The organism is Streptomyces tardus (assembly GCF_018101125.2).
GTDB lineage: Bacteria > Actinomycetota > Actinomycetes > Streptomycetales > Streptomycetaceae > Streptomyces > Streptomyces tardus.
Genome location: NZ_JAELVF020000004.1, coordinates 294,431 through 309,395 on the forward strand (window position 1 = coordinate 294,431; position 14,965 = coordinate 309,395).

Below are 14,965 nucleotides of genomic sequence, written 5' to 3' on the forward strand. Positions count from 1 at the left end.
TACGACACCCACCCCGGGCTGCACGACCGGCACCGTGCGGTGATGCCCGAGTGGCTCTCCCTCTACTACGACCGCCCGATCGAGCTGGTCCACGGTGAGGGGCGGCACGTCTGGGACTCCGAGGGACGTCGGTATCTGGACTTCTTCGGCGGCATCCTGACCACCATGACCGCCCACGCCCTGCCGGAGGTCACCAAGGCGGTCAGCGAGCAGGCCGGCCGGCTCATCCACAGCTCGACCCTCTATCTCAACCGTTCCATGGTGGAACTGGCCGAACGCGTCTCGGCGCTCTCCGGCATCCCCGACGCCCGCGTCTTCTTCACCACCTCCGGCACCGAGGCGAACGACGCGGCGCTGCTGCTCGCCACCACGTTCCGCGGGTCCAACCAGATCCTCGCGATGCGCAACAGCTACCACGGGCGTTCCTTCTCCACCGTGGGCATCACCGGCAACCGCTCCTGGTCGCCGACGAGCCTGTCGCCGCTCCAGACGCTCTACGTGCACGGCGGCGTACGCGGCAGCGGTCCCTTCGCGGAGCTGAGCGACGCCGCGTTCATCGAGGCGTGCGTCGAGGACCTGCGGGACATGCTCGGCCAGGGCGCCCGCGGCCCGGCCGCGCTGATCGCCGAACCGGTGCAGGGCGTCGGCGGCTTCACCGCGCCGCCGGACGGGCTGTACGCCGCGTTCCGCGAAGTCCTCGCCGAGCACGGGGTGCTGTGGATCAGCGACGAGGTGCAGACCGGCTGGGGACGCACCGGCGAGCACTTCTGGGGCTGGCAGGCGCACGCGGCGGCCGGGCCGCCCGACATGCTCACCTTCGCCAAGGGCATCGGCAACGGCATGTCCATCGGCGGTGTCGTCGCCCGCGCGGAGGTCATGAACTGCCTGGACGGCAACTCCATCTCCACTTTCGGCGGCAGCCCGATCACCATGGCCGCGGGCAACGCCAACCTCGCGTACCTCCTGGAGCACGACCTCCAGGGCAACGCCCGCCGGGTCGGCGGACTGCTCATCGAAAGGCTGCGCGCGGCTTCGGCCGGCCTGGACGTCGTCGTGGAGGTGCGCGGCCGGGGACTGATGATCGGTATCGAGCTGGACGGCCCCCGCGCCGCCGCCCGGGTGCTCGAACTCGCCCGTGAGGAGGGCCTGTTGATCGGCAAGGGCGGCCTGACCGGCTCCGCGCTGCGCATCGCCCCGCCGCTCTCCCTCACCGTCGCCGAGGCCGAGGAGGGCGCGGCCGTACTGGAACGCGCCCTGCGCCGCGCCGAGTCCGAACACGGCGGCACTGAACGCGGCGCGTCCGAGCACGGCGGAAGGGGCTGACATGAGTCGTACGGTCATCAGCGGCGGACTGGTCATCACCGCCAACGAGGAGCTGGAGGCGGAGGTACTGATCGAGGGCGAGCGGGTCGTCGCGCTCGCCGCCCGGGGCAGCGAGGTGGCCGGCGGCTGGCGCGAGGGCGCGGCGCGGGTCATCGACGCCACCGACCGCTACGTCCTGCCGGGCGGCGTGGACGGCCACACCCACCTCGACTTCCCCTTCGGCGGCACCTTCTCCGCCGACACCTTCGAGACCGGCACCAGGGCCGCGGCCTGGGGCGGCACCACCACCATCGTCGACTTCGCCGTGCAGTCCCGCGGGCACGCGCTGCGCGAGGGCCTGGACGCCTGGCACGCCAAGGCCGAGGGCAACTGCGCCGTCGACTACGGCTTCCACATGATCCTCTCCGAGGTCACCGACGGCACCCTCAAGGAGATGGACGGGCTGGTGGAGGAGGGAGTGACCTCCTTCAAGCTGTTCATGGCCTACCCGGGCGTCTTCTACAGCGACGACGGCCAGATCCTGCGGGCGATGCAACGCGGCGCCGACAACGGCGGATTGATCATGATGCACGCCGAGAACGGCATCGCGATCGACGTGCTCGCCGAGCAGGCCGTCGCCGCGGGCCGCACCGACCCCCGGTACCACGGGGAGGTGCGCAGGGTACTGCTGGAGGCCGAGGCCACCCACCGCGCCATCCAGCTCTCCCGGGTCGCCGGCTGTCCGCTGTACGTCGTGCACGTCTCCGCCGCCGAGGCCGTCGCCGAGCTTGCGGCGGCGCGCGATCTGGGGCTGCCGGTCTTCGGCGAGACCTGTCCGCAGTACCTCTTCCTGTCCCTGGACAACCTGGCGGAACCCGATTTCGGCGGCGCCAAGTACGTCTGCTCCACACCGCTGCGGCCCAGCGAGCACCAGGCCTCGCTCTGGCGCGGACTGCGCACCAACGACCTCCAGGTCGTCTCCACCGACCACTGCCCGTTCTGCTTCACCGGCCAGAAGGAGCTGGGGCGCGGCGACTTCAGGAAGATTCCCAACGGGATGCCGGGCATCGAGCACCGGATGGACCTGCTGCACCAGGCGGTGGTCGAGGGCCACATCTCGCGGCGCCGATGGGTCGATCTGGCCTGCGCGACCCCGGCCCGGATGTTCGGCCTCGCGGGTCGCAAGGGCACCCTCGCTCCGGGCGCCGACGCCGACGTGGTGATCTACGACCCGCGCGCCGAGCAGGTGCTCTCGGCCGACACCCACCACATGAACGTCGACTACTCCGCCTACGAGGGCAAGCGGATCACCGGCGCGGTGCGCACCGTGCTCTCCCGAGGCCGCGTGATCATCGACGACGGCCGCTACACGGGCTCCGCCGGCGACGGCCGCTATCTGCCCCGCGCGACCTGCCAGTACCTCGACTGAACCCGCCAGGACGACAGGAGCAACAGATGGACTTCGGACTCGTGCTCCAGACCGACCCGCCCGGTTCGGCGACGGTCTCGCTGATGCGCCGCGCCGAGCGCAACGGCTTCACCCACGGCTGGACCTTCGACTCCGCGGTGCTGTGGCAGGAACCCTTCGTCATCCACAGCCGCATCCTGGACCACACCGACCGTCTGAAGGTCGGCCCGATGGTCACCAACCCCGGCACCCGCAGCTGGGAGGTGACCGCCTCCACCTTCGCCACCCTCAACGAGATGTACGGCAACCGCACCGTCTGCGGCATCGGCCGCGGCGACTCCGCGATGCGGGTCGCCGGCCGCAGCCCGAACAACCTCCGCTCGCTCGGTGAGGCGATCACCGCCATCCGCGAACTGGCCGAGGGTCGCGAGGCGCTGGTCGACGGCCGACCGCTGACCATCCCCTGGGTCCGGAACGGCAGCCTCCCGGTCTGGATGGCCGCGTACGGCCCGAAGGCGCTCGCGCTCGCCGGACAGAAGGCGGACGGCTTCATCCTCCAGCTCGCCGACCCCTACCTCACCGAGTGGATGGTCCGCTCGGTGCGCGAAGCCGCAGCCGACGCGGGCCGCGACCCGGACGCCATCACCGTCTGCGTCGCCGCTCCCGCCTACCTCGGGGACGATCTGGCCCACGCCCGCGAGCAGTGCCGCTGGTTCGGCGGCATGGTCGGCAACCACGTCGCCGACCTCGTCGCCCGCTACGGCGAGCACTCCTCGATGGTGCCCGAGGAGCTGACCGACTACATCAAGCAGCGCAAGGGCTACGACTACAGCCACCACGGACGCGCCGGGAACCCGGACACCGCCTTCGTGCCGGACGAGATCATCGACCGCTTCTGCCTGCTCGGACCCGCAGAGGCGCACATCGAGAAACTGCAACGGCTGCGCGAACTGGGCGTGGACCAGTTCGCGCTGTACGCGATGCACGACGCCCGGGAGGAGGTCATCGACGGCTACGGGCGCGACATCATCCCCGCGCTCGACCCGCAGAGCGCGGCGCCCGGTACGGCAGGGTGAACCCGTACGCGCGAGCCCACCCGGGGACGGTCTGACCCGGCAGCCCACGCACCACAGCCGTTCTCCCAGAGCCCTGCGGCCCGCGGCAGTTGACCGCGGGCCGCCGAAGGGCCGCGCCGGGCACGGCGGTTCGCGAGGCCCGCCGCATCCGGTGCGGCAGACACCGGGCCCGTGCGACGCCCCCAGGCCCGCGCCGGAACGCGCGCAACCAGACCACCGCCGTCCGCGCCGGGAGACGATCCGGCGGGCCCCGGGAACCTCGCGCTCGTGGCACGGACTCACTGCCATCGGTCGGGCGGGAGCAGCACCGCCCGTGTGTCACGAAGAACTTGGGCCGGAGGCCGTGCCACACAGCGCCGTCACCGTGCCACACGGTGCCGTCACCGGCCGTCGGGGCATGTGCCCCGAGCAGATCCGCCGCCCTTGCCGCCCGCCCGAGGGCGTGTCGGCGGGACGTGTTTGTATGGGGCACATGATCGATGAGGAGCTTGTCGTCGCAGTGGAGAAGGCCGTGCGCGAGGTTGCCGCCGCGGAGATCGTGCCGCGCTGGCGCCGGCTCGCCGCCCACGAGGTGATCGAGAAGAACGGCCCGCATGATCTGGTCACCGTTGCCGACCGGGAGGCGGAGATTCGGCTGACCGAGGCGCTGACGGCGCTGCTGCCGGGCTCCGTCGTCGTCGGCGAGGAGGCCGTCCACGCGGACCCGGCAAGCTACGCCGCCCTCGCCGGTGACGCCCCGGTGTGGATCGTCGACCCGGTCGACGGGACCCGGCAGTTCGTACGGGGCGAGGACGGCTTCTGCACCCTGGTGGCGCTGGCGCACCGCGGGCGGCTCCTGGGCTCGTGGACGTACGCCCCCGCGCGCGAGCAGTTCGCCACAGCGCGTCTGGGGCACGGCGCCCGGCTCAACGGCCGTGTGCTCACGGCCGGTTCGCCGCCGCCCGGTGCCGCGCTGCGGGTCGCGGTCTCCCACCCGGACTTCACCGACGACCGCCAGAAGCGCGCACTGCTCGGGCTCTGGACGGAGGGCGTCGCGCCGCGCGCCTGCGGGTCGGCGGGGCTGGAGTATCTGGCGATCGCCACCGGCGAGTTGGAGGCGACGGTGTTCTCCTGGGACAAGGCGTGGGACCACGCCGCCGGACTGCTGCTGGTGACCGAGGCGGGCGGCGTGCAGCGGACCGTCGCGGGGGAGCCGTACCGCGTCGACTCGGACGCCAACGCGCTGCCGTTCAGTGCGGCCGGGGACGAGCGAACACTGGAGCGTATTCTCTCCCTGCTGGCAGGTGCTGCCGGCTGAACCTCCGTTCCCGAGGGGAGATCCACAGTGCCGTGGACGCGTGACGTCGTCGTGGTCGGAGCAGGTCCCAACGGCCTCACCGCAGCGGTGGAGTTGGCCCGACGAGGCCTCAGCGTCGAGCTCTTCGAGGCGCTCGGGTCGATCGGCGGAGGAGCGCGCACCGAGGAGCTGACGCTCCCCGGGTACCGGCACGACCCCTGCTCGGCGGTCCACCCGCTGGCGATCGGCTCGCCCGCCTTCGACACGATGCCGCTGGCCCGCCACGGACTGCACTGGCTGCACCCCGAACTGCCGATGGCCCACCCCTTCCCGGACGGCAGCGCGGCCGTCCTCTCGCGTTCCCTCGGGGAGACAGCGGCCTCGCTCGGCCCGCGCGACGCGGGTGCGTACCGCAGACTGATCGGCCCGTACGTCGGCCGCTGGGAGACGGTGGCGGCGGACTTCATGAAGGTGCCCTGGGACGGGCTGCCCCGCGATCCGCTCACCGTCGCGCGCTTCGGCCTCGACGCGGTGCAGCCCGCCGCGTGGCTAGGCCGGCGCTTTCGCGACGAGAAGGCGCGCGCCCTGCTCAGCGGCCTGGCCGCGCACGCCATCACCCCGACCACCACCAACGCCACCGGCGGTATCGCGATGCTCTTCGCGCTCGCCGCCCACGAGCGGGGCTGGCCGATTCCGCGCGGCGGCTCGCAGTCGATCGTGGACGCACTCGCCGGCCACCTGCGGGAGTTGGGGGGCTCCATCCACACCGGAGTGGAGGTCCGGCGGCTGGACGAGCTGCCGCCGGCGAAGGCGTACGTGTTCGACACCTCGCCCACCGCGCTGGCGCGCATCGCCGGTCTCGGCAGGGCGTACGCCGGTTTCCGCTACGGTCCGTCCGCGTTCAAGATCGACTATGCGATGGACGGCCCGATGCCCTGGACGTCCCGCGACGCCCGGCGCGCCGGAACGGTGCACATCGGACCTACCGACGGGGAGATCAGCGCCGCGCTGCGGGCGGTCAGCACCCACGGCAAGGCTCCGGAAACACCGTTCCTCATCACCTCCCAACCCACCCTGATCGACAGCACCAGGGCACCCGAGGGCAAGCACACGTTCTGGGCGTACGGCCACGCGCCGAGCGGCTGGGAGGGCGACCTCACCGAGGCGATCGAGCGCCAACTGGAGCGCTTCGCCCCGGGGTTCCGCGATCTGGTGCTCGCCCGTGCCACCGCGGGACCTCCCCAACTCGCCGCGCGCAACGCCAACTATGTGGGCGGCGACATCGCCTGCGGTGCCTACTCCGGCCTCCAGACCCTGCTGCGGCCCCGGCTCGCCCGGGTCCCGTACGCCACCGCGCACCCGGCCGTCTTCCTCTGCTCGTCGGCGACCTGGCCGGGGCCCGGGGTGCACGGCATGTCCGGCCACAACGCTGCCAAGGCGGTGTGGCGCGCACTGCGCCGCCGCGGCGCCCTGGACGCCGCGGGGCGGGGCCGCGCGCCGGGTACGGGCGGTGACGGGGCCGGTGGCGCGGCCACAGGCGGCTAGTCCGCCTTCGCGGCCAGATCCTCGAGGATCTCCGCCCGCAGCGTCGCCGGGTCGGTGCCGAACCGGCCGAGCAGCGCCGCCGTCCTGCGGTCCGCCTCGTCGAGCAGGCCGAGCAGCAGGTGCTCGGTCCCGATCGACCGGTCGCCGCGGCGCACCGCCTCCCGCAGCGAGAGCTCCAGTGCCTGCTTGGCGGGCCGGGTGAACGGGAGGTGCCCGGCGCCCGGCCGTCGCCCGCGGCGCAGCAGACCCAGACGTCCGCGCCGAGGGACCGGCTCCTCCAACGCGCCCGCGCCGAGGCTCTGTTCGGCCCGGCGACGCACCTCCTCGACGTCGATGCCGAGCGAGGCCGGCGCCGCGGCGTCCTCCTGGGCCAGCGGACCGCCGGGGGAGTCGAGGAGCGTCACCTCCCGTCGGGCCGCCTGCTCGGTGATGCCGAGTCGACGAAGTGTGGCCGGACCGGGCAGCGTCGGGTCCTCGAGGAGGGCGAGCAGCAGATGCTCCGTCCGGATCTCCTCCTGTCGCAGCTGCCGGGCGTGTTCCTGCGCTCGGACGACGGCCTCCCTGGCCGCCGGGGTGAAGCGTTCGAACATGGGTTACCTCCTGGAGTGCTTCTTGTGGACCGCCTGCCTGCTGACGCCGAGCGCCGATCCGACCCGGTCCCAGGACCAGCCCTGGCGGCGGGCGTTGTCCACCTGGAGCGCTTCGAGGCGCTCGACCAGCCGTCGCAGCGAGGCGACGGCGTGCAGTCCGATCCGTGGGTCCTGGTGCAGGGCGGCTCCGGCGGCGTCGACCGCGTCCCGTGCTTCTGAGTCGGCCATGGATGTCAATGTAGGTTGACGGCCGTCGACTGTCAACGATGGTTGACGGAACGTGATTGCGGACGGGACTCATGGCACTCCCCGGGGCGGTGCGGATAAGGTCGCAGACGGCGCGACGCACGTTGACAAGCAAGGGACGACCTCTATGACGCAGATCGAGCGCGTGCTGATCGCCGCCGACAAGTTCAAGGGATCGCTGACCGCGGTGCAGGTCGCCGAGCATGTGACGGCGGGTCTGCACGGCATCCGCCCCGACCTCGTGGTCGAGGCGCTGCCCGTCGCGGACGGAGGAGACGGCACCGTGGCCGCCGCGGTGGCCGGAGGCTTCGAGCGGCGGGAGGCCCGGGTCACCGATCCGCTCGGCGCTCCGGTGAACGCCTCCTGGGCGCTGCGCGGTGAGACCGCCATCGTCGAGATGGCCGAGGCGTCCGGCCTTCAGCTGCTGCCTCGCGGGACCTTCGCCCCGCTCACCGCGACCACCCGCGGCACCGGCGAACTGCTGCTCGCGGCGCTCGAAGCGGGCGCCCGTACGATCGTGCTCGGAGTGGGCGGATCGGCCACCAACGACGGCGGCGCAGGCATGCTCCAGGCGCTCGGCGCCGACCTGCTGGACGCCGACGGCGAGCCGGTCGGCCCCGGCGGCGGCCCGCTCGCCGGACTGGCACGGGCCGACCTCTCCGGACTCGACCCCCGGCTGGCGGGCGTGGAGATCATCCTCGCCTGCGACGTCGACAACCCGCTCACCGGTCCGCACGGCGCCGCGGCCGTCTACGGCCCGCAGAAGGGCGCCACCGCCGCCGACGTGGCGACGCTGGACGCCGCGCTCGACCGGTTCGCGCAGGTGCTCGCCGAGGCGGTCGGTCCCCGCGCCCGGGAGTGCGCCTCCGCGCCCGGCGCGGGCGCCGCGGGCGGTATCGGCTACGCCGCCCTGGTCGGGCTGAAGGCCGCGTTCCGGCCCGGTATCGAGGTGCTCCTGGACGTGCTGGACTTCGACGCCGCGCTGGCCCGGGCCGATCTGGTCATCACCGGCGAGGGCTCGATGGACGCCCAGACCCTGCACGGCAAGGCGCCCGCAGGTGTCGCCGCCGCCGCCCGCGCGGCGAACAAGCGCGTGGTCGCGGTCTGCGGGCGGCTGGCGATCGAGGAGGAGGCGGTGCGCGCGGCGGGAATCGAGGCGGTGTACGCGCTCTCCGAGCTGGAGCCCGACCCGGCCAGATCCATGGCACAGGCCGGCCCGCTGCTGGAACGCGCGGCAGCCGCTCTGGCCGCCGAGCAGCTCGGCTGACACCGCCGCCGGACCGGCGGGGGCCGCGCGGTCCCCGGTCGGGACGGCGTACGGCGGGGTCGGCGCCCGGTGCACGGGTCCGAAGCGCCGGAGAGCCGCACACGAAGAAGGGGCCCGGAACGATGCTCTCGTTCCGGGCCCCTTCGTCAGTCGGCGAAGCCGGTCAGCCGCGCGCAGCCAGCCGCGCTTCGCGGCGGTTGTCGCGGAAGGTGTTCACCCGGCGGGCCGTGGCGAACAGCGGGATCACCGCGCCGAGCACGACCTGGAGCGCACAGCCGGTCTGCAGCAGCAGCTCGCCGCCGGGAGCGTCGAACGCCCACGCGGCCAGCATCCCCATCGCCGTCACGATCCAGGCCAGCATCGCCACTGCGAGCAGTCCGCGCGGCTTGGGGTACTCGACCCGGCTGACCATCAGCCACGCGGTGCCCACGATCGCCATCAGGGTCGGGATGAACGGCAGCTCGAGCAGGACGATCGAGACGATCGTCAGCGCCCCGAAGGGGCTCGGCATGCCCTGGAAGATGCCCTCCCGCAGTGTCACGCAGGAGAATCTCGCAAGCCGCAGCACCACCGCCAGCAGCACCACGATCGCGGCCAGCGCCGAGACGTGCTGGTGCGCGTCGCTGGCGACCATGCCCCAGACCAGCACGAAGTACGCGGGCGCGAGACCGAAGCTGATCAGGTCCGAGAGGTTGTCCAGCTCGGCGCCCATCGCGGAGCTGCGCAGCTTTCGCGCGACGATGCCGTCGAAGAGGTCGAAGATGGAGGCCAGCAGCATCAGCATCACGGCGGTCGCCGCGCTGTGCCGGGCCATTCCGCCGTCGTCGTGGCCCGTCAGGTGCGGGATGAGAACGCCGGTGGTGGTGAAGTACACGGCCATGAAGCCGCAGGTGGCGTTGCCAAGGGTGAGGGTGTCCGCTATCGACAGGCGCGTCGAGAGCGGCATCTCGTCGTCGTCGAGGTCGTCGTCGACCTCCCACGACGAGGGTGGGTCACTGTCAATCGCGGTCAATGCGAGTCACCCCAGCGGTAGTGGTCTGACCGACCTCCACGGCGGGCTCGATCCCCTCGGGAAGGTAGATGTCCACGCGGGAGCCGAAGCGGATGAGGCCGATCCGCTCGCCCTGCTCGACCTTGGTGCCCTGCGGGACGTAAGGAATGATCCGGCGCGCGACCGTGCCGGCGATCTGGATCATCTCGATGTCGCCGAGCTCGGTGTCGAAGTGCCACACCACGCGCTCGTTGTGCTCGCTCTCCTTGTTGAACGCCGGGACGAAACCGCCGGGCACGTGCTCGACGGAGGTCACGGTGCCGGCCAGCGGCGCACGGTTGACATGGACGTTCAACGGGCTCATGAAGATCGCCACGCGAGTCCGGCCGTCCGCCCACGGCATGATGCTCTGCACCACGCCGTCGGCCGGGGAGATGACCCGGCCCTGGGTGATCTCCCGCTCGGGATCGCGGAAGAACCACAGCATGCCCGCTGCGAGCGCGGTCGTCGGTACGGCGAGCGCCGCCGCCTTCTTCGACCGGCGGGCGCAGACGAGGCTGACGGCGGCAGTGGCGACGGTGGGAAGCAGCCAGGGGGAGCTGCCACGAGCCAGACGAACGCCACCGGTGGACGGTGAGCTGTGGGGCATGGAAGACCTTCGTAGCGGAGGGTGCCGCGCAGAGCGTTGAGACCACGGCTTTAACGCGATGGTATCCGCTCAACACGCCAACCGGGTAAGTCGGCTGCGCCCGCTCATGGTTACCGATGGGTCGTATTCCGGCGCCGGATGCGAGGGAAATCACGCGGACCGGCACATTTGTCCCTCGGGACCGGGTACGTCCGGTGCCGGAACTCCGACGATCTTGCGCAGAATCTCGTCCGGACTTTCACCTGAGATCGGGTTTCGGCCGCGAAAACCAGCCGCCGCAAGGTCGCCGAGCCGGCTTCCGGGGGTGTGAGCCACCCTGCACGGCAGGGTGGTATCCCGGGACGGTCTCAGCCGGTCGGCGGCTCGAAGACCGAGGTGCGCCGCAGCCCGGCCGCGCGCCCCTTCCCGGAGATCACCAGCGCCATCTTGCGACTCGCCTCGTCGATCATCTCCTCGCCCAGCATGGCGGAGCCCTTCGTACCGCCCGCGGCGGAGGTGTACCAGTCGTACGCGTCCAGGATCAGCTCCGCGTGGTCGTAGTCCTCCTGGCTCGGCGAGAAGATCGCGTTGCCGGCTTCGATCTGGCCGGGGTGCAGCACCCACTTGCCGTCGAAGCCGAGCGCCGCCGAGCGGCCGGCGACCTCGGCGAAGCCGTCGGGATTGCGGATCTGGAGATAGGGCCCGTCGATTGCCTGGAGGTCGTGCGCGCGGGCGGCCATCAGCAGGCGCATCAGGATGTAGTGGTAGGCGTCCGCGGGGTAGCCCGGCGGCTGCTCGCCCACCACCAGCGACTTCATGTTGATCGACGCCATGAAGTCCGCGGGACCGAAGACGATCGTCTCCATCCGGGGCGAGGCCGCGGCGATCTCGTCCACGGCGATCAGCCCGCGCGCGTTCTCGATCTGGGCCTCGATGCCGATACGGCCGACCTCCAGGCCCATCGTCCGCTCGATCTGGGTGAGCAGCAGGTCCAGTGCGTGGATCTGGCCCGCGTCCTGGACCTTGGGCAGCATCAGGCAGTCCAGCCGGTCGCCGGCCCCTTCCACCACGGTCACCACGTCGCGGTAGGTCCACTGCGTGGTCCAGTCGTTGACCCGGACCACGCGGGTCTTGCCGCTCCAGTCACCGGAGTTGAGCGCTTCGACGATGGTGTGCCTGGCGCCCTCCTTGGCCAGCGGGGCGCAGGCGTCCTCCAGATCCAGGAAGACCTGGTCGGCCGGCAGGCCCTGCGCCTTCTCCAGGAAGCGCGGGTTGCTGCCGGGGACTGCCAGGCAGGTGCGGCGCGGTCGGAGCCGGTTGACCGGCGACGGGGACGTCGGGGACGTCATGGAAACCTCCGGGGCGGGCCTGTGGTGACCTGGGCTGACGCCTCGAAACGATACGCGGCGCCCCTCGCGCGCACGTACGCCGCCTCGGGCCGTGCCCCGCCGCCGGGGCGGCCGTCCGACGCCTGACCGGAGGTGCCCGTGGGGCGCGTCGGCAGCCGGGGCGCGATCGCGGTGATGGTGTGCGGGCCGCGGGGCCGGCCACAGGCGGCGGAGGCGGGCCCAACCGCCGTGCGCCGTCCGGCCGTTGGGCTCGCGGGAGCGGCGGGGGCGTGCGCGGGGCAGGATGGGGCGATGCCGTTGCTGATCTCTCCGCTGCTGGACCCCGCTCGACTCGCTCAGGGCGCACAGCCCTCGCTGGGCGCGGAGGGCGGTCTGGTGCTGCGCCCGTGGCGCACCGAGGACGCCGAGGCGCTGGTGGAGGTGTTCGCGGACCCTGTGACCAGGCGTTGGCACAACCGGCGGCTGGACGACGCCGAGGAGGCGCGGCGCTGGATCGGGGGGTGGCGGGACGCCTGGACGGCCGGTGGGGGTGCGCACTGGGCGGTGGCGGACGGCCGGAGCGACGAGGTGCGAGGGCGGCTGTCGCTGGCGAGGTTCGTCGCGATGAGCGGCCAGGCGGAGGTGACGTACTGGACGGCTCCGCGGGCGCGCGGCGCGGGAGTGGCGACGTGCGCCGTACGGGCGGCCGGCGAGTGGGCGCTGGCGGAACCGCGTTTCCACCGGCTCGAATTGACGCACTCGGTGCACAACGAGGCGTCCTGCCGGGTGGCGCACCGATGCGGTTATGCGCTGGAGGGCACCCGGCGCCGTGCGCTGCTGCACTGCGACGGACTCCACGACGCCCATCTGCACGCCCGGCTGCGCGCGAGCGAACCGGAGCGCTGACGCCCCTCAGCCGGTCGCGGACTCCTCGCCGACCGGCTGCTCGCCGACGACCCCCTCGCCGACGACCCCCTCGCCGACGGGCTTCTCGTCGACCGGCTCCTTGCCCGCGCTCTGTCCCTCGGAGCTCGGTGCGCCGCCGGTGAACTGTGCGCCCGCGGCCCGCTGTTCGGCGCTGCCCGCACGGTGGCTGTGCAGGGCCGACTCGATGGTGCGCATGATCTGCGGCAGCGGGGTGTCGGTGTGGGTCACCGCCACCAGCACCTCGCCGCGCGCGGTGGCCGCGGGCGCCGCGCCCGGCGTCTCGCGGTGGTGACTGAAGCCGGTGCCGAAGGTCCGCCGCACAATGACGAACGCCCCGTCGAGCTGGGTCATCACATCGCCCTGGGCACCCGCGCGCAGCCAGCGCCGCAGCACGTGGTTGTGTGCGGTGACCACTGCGGAGGCGGCCACCTCGGCGAGCAGCGGGTCGTCGTCGCCGTCCCGGTGGGCCGACTCGGGAAAGTGGCCCAGGAGGTAGCGGGTGAACAGCCGCTCGTAACGGGCCACCGAGGCGATCTCCCGCTCGCGCAGCGCGGGCACCTGTCGAGTCAGCTTGTAGCGCTCGACGCTGCCGGCCGGGGAGGCCGCGTACATCTTCATGACCTCTTTGATGCCCCGGCACACGGTGTCCAGCGGGTTCTCGTGCGCGGGAGCGGCGTCCAGCACGGCCCGGGCCCGCTCCAGAGTGTCGTCGTGGTCGGGGAAGATCGCCTCTTCCTTGGAGCGGAAGTGGCGGAAGAAGGTGCGTCGGGCGACGCCCGCGGTGGCCGCGATCTCGTCGACCGTCGTCGCCTCGTACCCCTTGGTGGCGAAGAGGTTCATGGCGGCAGCAGCCAGCTCCCGGCGCATCTTCAGTCGCTGGGACGGGGCGGTGGCACGGGTGGATTTGACTGGCTGCGGCATGCGCCGAACGTTACACGTGACCCGCGTCGACCGGCCGCTTCCGTGGTGACTGGTGAGTAACTGGAATACCCGGGGCATGAGTTGGCCAGGATGTGTGGCACGGGCATGACGGACCGACGGTCCTCGCCGCCCGTCGAACCCGAGGGGGGACGCGAGGGCATGGACGACTGGCTCAGCGCACTGCTGCACCGCGCCCGTGCCGAGGCCTCGCGGGGTGCGGCCACCGGCGACCCGGAGCGCTCGGGGCCGCGGGCCTACGAGCGGCTGGCGACCTGGTCCGTACGGGCCGCGGCCAGGGAACCGCGTACCGCGAAGCCGGCCAGGGACGCGCTGGCGCGGGTGCTGACCGAGCAGGGGCACCCGGTGTGGGCGCAGGAGGTGGCCGCCTGCGCGCTGGCCGGCGCCGGCGACCGCCGGGCCTTCGAGACCCTGGTCTTCCTGCTCAACTACCGGGAGCCGGTACGGGCTTCGGCCGCCGCCGAGGCGCTGGCGCGGCTGGGCGACCCCCGTACCGCCCGCGCCGCCGCCGCACTGGCGGGCAACGAGTTGCGCACCGCCTACGCGCTGGAGTCGGTACGGCTGCTGGCGAGGCTGGGTGCGCCGGAGTCGGTGCCCGTGCTCGTCGCCACGCTGCGCAGACTGCTCGCGGGCCCGGGCCACTACTGGCCGATCGCCCGGGCGTGCGTGGAGGGGCTGGGGGTGCTGCGGGACGTCAGGGCGCGGCCGGTGCTGACCGCCGCCACCGGATTCCCGCAGCTGCGGGAGACGGCCACGACCGCGCTCGCCCGACTGCCCCGTCCCTGACCTCCGTCGGCCCGCACCCGCCGCGCCGGTGGCCGGGCCGCGGCGGGCGGAACCGTAAGCGCGGGTCGGCGCGGAATGCGGTCGGCGCGCCCACCGGATCCGACCGCAGCCCCCGCCGGTCCCGGTGGGGGCTGCGCGACCGCCGCCTCAGAGCCGGCGGTACATGATGTGCAGCCCGACGAAGCCCTGGGTCGGGTGTCGGAACCCCTCGGGGAGAGTGGTCATGATCTCGAAGCCGAGCGACTGCCAGAGCGCCACCGCACGGGAGTTGGTCTCCACCACCGCGTTGAACTGGATCGCCCGGTAGCCCTGCTCGCGCGCCCAGTCGATCACATGCTCGCCGAGGGCGCGCCCGGTTCCGCGACCGCCGTGCGCGGCGTCGACCATGAAGCTGGCGCTCGCGATGTGGGAGGCGCCGCCCATGTGGTTGGGGTTCATCTTGGCGGTGCCGAGGACGGTGCCGTCCTCCTCGACCGCGACGACCGTGCGGCCCGGGGAGGGCAGCATCCACATCGACCTGGCGTCCTCCTCGGAGAGGTCACGCTCGTAGGTGTAGGTCTCGCCGGCCCGCACGATCTCCCTCAGGAAGGGCCAGATCGACGGCCAGTCGGCCTCGCTCGCTGCTCTGATCTGCATCGACGCAGCATTGCACGCCC

At 72.5% G+C, this 14,965-nt stretch carries 14 protein-coding genes and 1 pseudogene; 8 read left to right on the plus strand and 7 right to left on the minus strand.

What is annotated here, in order from left to right; genetic code table 11:
* Positions 1–42: 42 nt before the first annotated feature.
* The 5 genes from JGS22_RS23785 to JGS22_RS23805 all read left to right on the plus strand — a co-directional run bounded on the left by JGS22_RS23785 (position 43) and on the right by JGS22_RS23805 (position 6,607).
* Entirely contained in the window at positions 43–1,323 is a 1,281-nt protein-coding gene (locus JGS22_RS23785; RefSeq protein WP_236074390.1) for an aspartate aminotransferase family protein, read from the plus strand.
* Between the two features lies 1 nt (position 1,324).
* Positions 1,325–2,731 carry a dihydropyrimidinase gene (gene hydA, locus JGS22_RS23790; protein WP_216815140.1) on the plus strand — a complete coding sequence of 469 codons (1,407 nt, stop codon included), beginning with the start codon at positions 1,325–1,327 and terminating at the stop codon, positions 2,729–2,731.
* A 26-nt stretch (positions 2,732–2,757) separates the two neighbouring features.
* Positions 2,758–3,786, plus strand: coding sequence for a TIGR03842 family LLM class F420-dependent oxidoreductase (locus tag JGS22_RS23795; RefSeq protein WP_211043046.1), 1,029 nt, complete (start codon positions 2,758–2,760; stop codon positions 3,784–3,786).
* 472 nt (positions 3,787–4,258) lie between these two features.
* Positions 4,259–5,083 carry an inositol monophosphatase family protein gene (locus JGS22_RS23800; RefSeq protein WP_236074321.1) on the plus strand — a complete coding sequence of 275 codons (825 nt, stop codon included), beginning with the start codon at positions 4,259–4,261 and terminating at the stop codon, positions 5,081–5,083.
* A 27-nt stretch (positions 5,084–5,110) separates the two neighbouring features.
* A complete protein-coding gene (locus JGS22_RS23805; RefSeq protein ID WP_211043050.1) occupies positions 5,111–6,607 on the plus strand; it encodes a phytoene desaturase family protein in 1,497 nt (498 codons plus the stop codon).
* Here the strand turns inward: JGS22_RS23805 and JGS22_RS23810 are convergent.
* Positions 6,604–7,197 (minus strand): Clp protease N-terminal domain-containing protein, encoded by a 594-nt coding sequence (locus JGS22_RS23810; RefSeq protein ID WP_236074322.1) that lies wholly within the window; start codon positions 7,195–7,197, stop codon positions 6,604–6,606. The two genes, JGS22_RS23805 and JGS22_RS23810, sit on opposite strands and share 4 nt — an antisense overlap.
* Positions 7,198–7,200: 3 nt before the next feature.
* Entirely contained in the window at positions 7,201–7,425 is a 225-nt protein-coding gene (locus JGS22_RS23815) for a hypothetical protein (RefSeq protein ID WP_211043052.1), read from the minus strand.
* Positions 7,426–7,570: 145 nt separating this feature from the next.
* Here JGS22_RS23815 and JGS22_RS23820 point away from each other — a divergent pair, with 145 nt between their 5' ends.
* Positions 7,571–8,710 carry a glycerate kinase gene (locus tag JGS22_RS23820; protein WP_211043054.1) on the plus strand — a complete coding sequence of 380 codons (1,140 nt, stop codon included), beginning with the start codon at positions 7,571–7,573 and terminating at the stop codon, positions 8,708–8,710.
* Between the two features lie 163 nt (positions 8,711–8,873).
* Here JGS22_RS23820 and pssA read toward each other — a convergent pair whose 3' ends face one another.
* The 3 genes from pssA to JGS22_RS23835 all read right to left on the minus strand — a co-directional run bounded on the left by pssA (position 8,874) and on the right by JGS22_RS23835 (position 11,678).
* Positions 8,874–9,722, minus strand: a complete 849-nt coding sequence (gene pssA, locus JGS22_RS23825) for a CDP-diacylglycerol--serine O-phosphatidyltransferase (RefSeq protein WP_236074323.1) — start codon at positions 9,720–9,722, stop codon at positions 8,874–8,876.
* A complete protein-coding gene (locus JGS22_RS23830) occupies positions 9,709–10,350 on the minus strand; it encodes a phosphatidylserine decarboxylase (protein ID WP_211043056.1) in 642 nt (213 codons plus the stop codon). Before JGS22_RS23830 ends, pssA begins: the two co-directional genes overlap by 14 nt.
* A 347-nt stretch (positions 10,351–10,697) precedes the next feature.
* Positions 10,698–11,678: an HpcH/HpaI aldolase/citrate lyase family protein gene (locus tag JGS22_RS23835; protein WP_216815141.1), complete on the minus strand. Its 981-nt coding sequence runs from the start codon at positions 11,676–11,678 to the stop codon at positions 10,698–10,700.
* Positions 11,679–11,969: 291 nt separating this feature from the next.
* Between JGS22_RS23835 and JGS22_RS23840 the strand changes: the two genes are divergently transcribed.
* On the plus strand, positions 11,970–12,563 hold the full coding sequence (locus JGS22_RS23840) for a GNAT family N-acetyltransferase (RefSeq protein WP_216815142.1): 594 nt from the start codon (positions 11,970–11,972) through the stop codon (positions 12,561–12,563).
* 186 nt (positions 12,564–12,749) lie between these two features.
* On the opposite strand, the pseudogene JGS22_RS23845 reads toward JGS22_RS23840, so the two are convergent.
* Positions 12,750–13,505 (minus strand): annotated as a pseudogene (locus JGS22_RS23845) (TetR family transcriptional regulator); the annotation flags it as partial.
* A gap of 159 nt (positions 13,506–13,664) precedes the next feature.
* Between JGS22_RS23845 and JGS22_RS23850 the strand changes: the two are divergent.
* Positions 13,665–14,309, plus strand: a complete 645-nt coding sequence (locus JGS22_RS23850) for a HEAT repeat domain-containing protein (RefSeq protein WP_211040588.1) — start codon at positions 13,665–13,667, stop codon at positions 14,307–14,309.
* Positions 14,310–14,456: 147 nt separating this feature from the next.
* Here the strand turns inward: JGS22_RS23850 and JGS22_RS23855 are convergent, their stop codons facing one another.
* A complete protein-coding gene (locus JGS22_RS23855) occupies positions 14,457–14,945 on the minus strand; it encodes a GNAT family N-acetyltransferase (protein ID WP_211040583.1) in 489 nt (162 codons plus the stop codon).
* Positions 14,946–14,965: the final 20 nt, after the last annotated feature.

Coding starts and splice junctions, on each gene's coding strand:
- JGS22_RS23815 (WP_211043052.1), bottom strand. CDS start 7,425: ATGGCCGACTCAGAAGCACGGGACGCGGTCGACGCCGCCGGAGCCGCC.
- JGS22_RS23840 (WP_216815142.1), top strand. CDS start 11,970: ATGCCGTTGCTGATCTCTCCGCTGCTGGACCCCGCTCGACTCGCTCAG.
- JGS22_RS23800 (WP_236074321.1), top strand. CDS start 4,259: ATGATCGATGAGGAGCTTGTCGTCGCAGTGGAGAAGGCCGTGCGCGAG.
- hydA (WP_216815140.1), top strand. CDS start 1,325: ATGAGTCGTACGGTCATCAGCGGCGGACTGGTCATCACCGCCAACGAG.
- JGS22_RS23795 (WP_211043046.1), top strand. CDS start 2,758: ATGGACTTCGGACTCGTGCTCCAGACCGACCCGCCCGGTTCGGCGACG.
- JGS22_RS23835 (WP_216815141.1), bottom strand. CDS start 11,678: ATGACGTCCCCGACGTCCCCGTCGCCGGTCAACCGGCTCCGACCGCGC.
- JGS22_RS23810 (WP_236074322.1), bottom strand. CDS start 7,197: ATGTTCGAACGCTTCACCCCGGCGGCCAGGGAGGCCGTCGTCCGAGCG.
- JGS22_RS23830 (WP_211043056.1), bottom strand. CDS start 10,350: ATGCCCCACAGCTCACCGTCCACCGGTGGCGTTCGTCTGGCTCGTGGC.
- JGS22_RS23820 (WP_211043054.1), top strand. CDS start 7,571: ATGACGCAGATCGAGCGCGTGCTGATCGCCGCCGACAAGTTCAAGGGA.
- JGS22_RS23785 (WP_236074390.1), top strand. CDS start 43: ATGCCCGAGTGGCTCTCCCTCTACTACGACCGCCCGATCGAGCTGGTC.
- JGS22_RS23855 (WP_211040583.1), bottom strand. CDS start 14,945: ATGCAGATCAGAGCAGCGAGCGAGGCCGACTGGCCGTCGATCTGGCCC.
- JGS22_RS23850 (WP_211040588.1), top strand. CDS start 13,665: ATGGACGACTGGCTCAGCGCACTGCTGCACCGCGCCCGTGCCGAGGCC.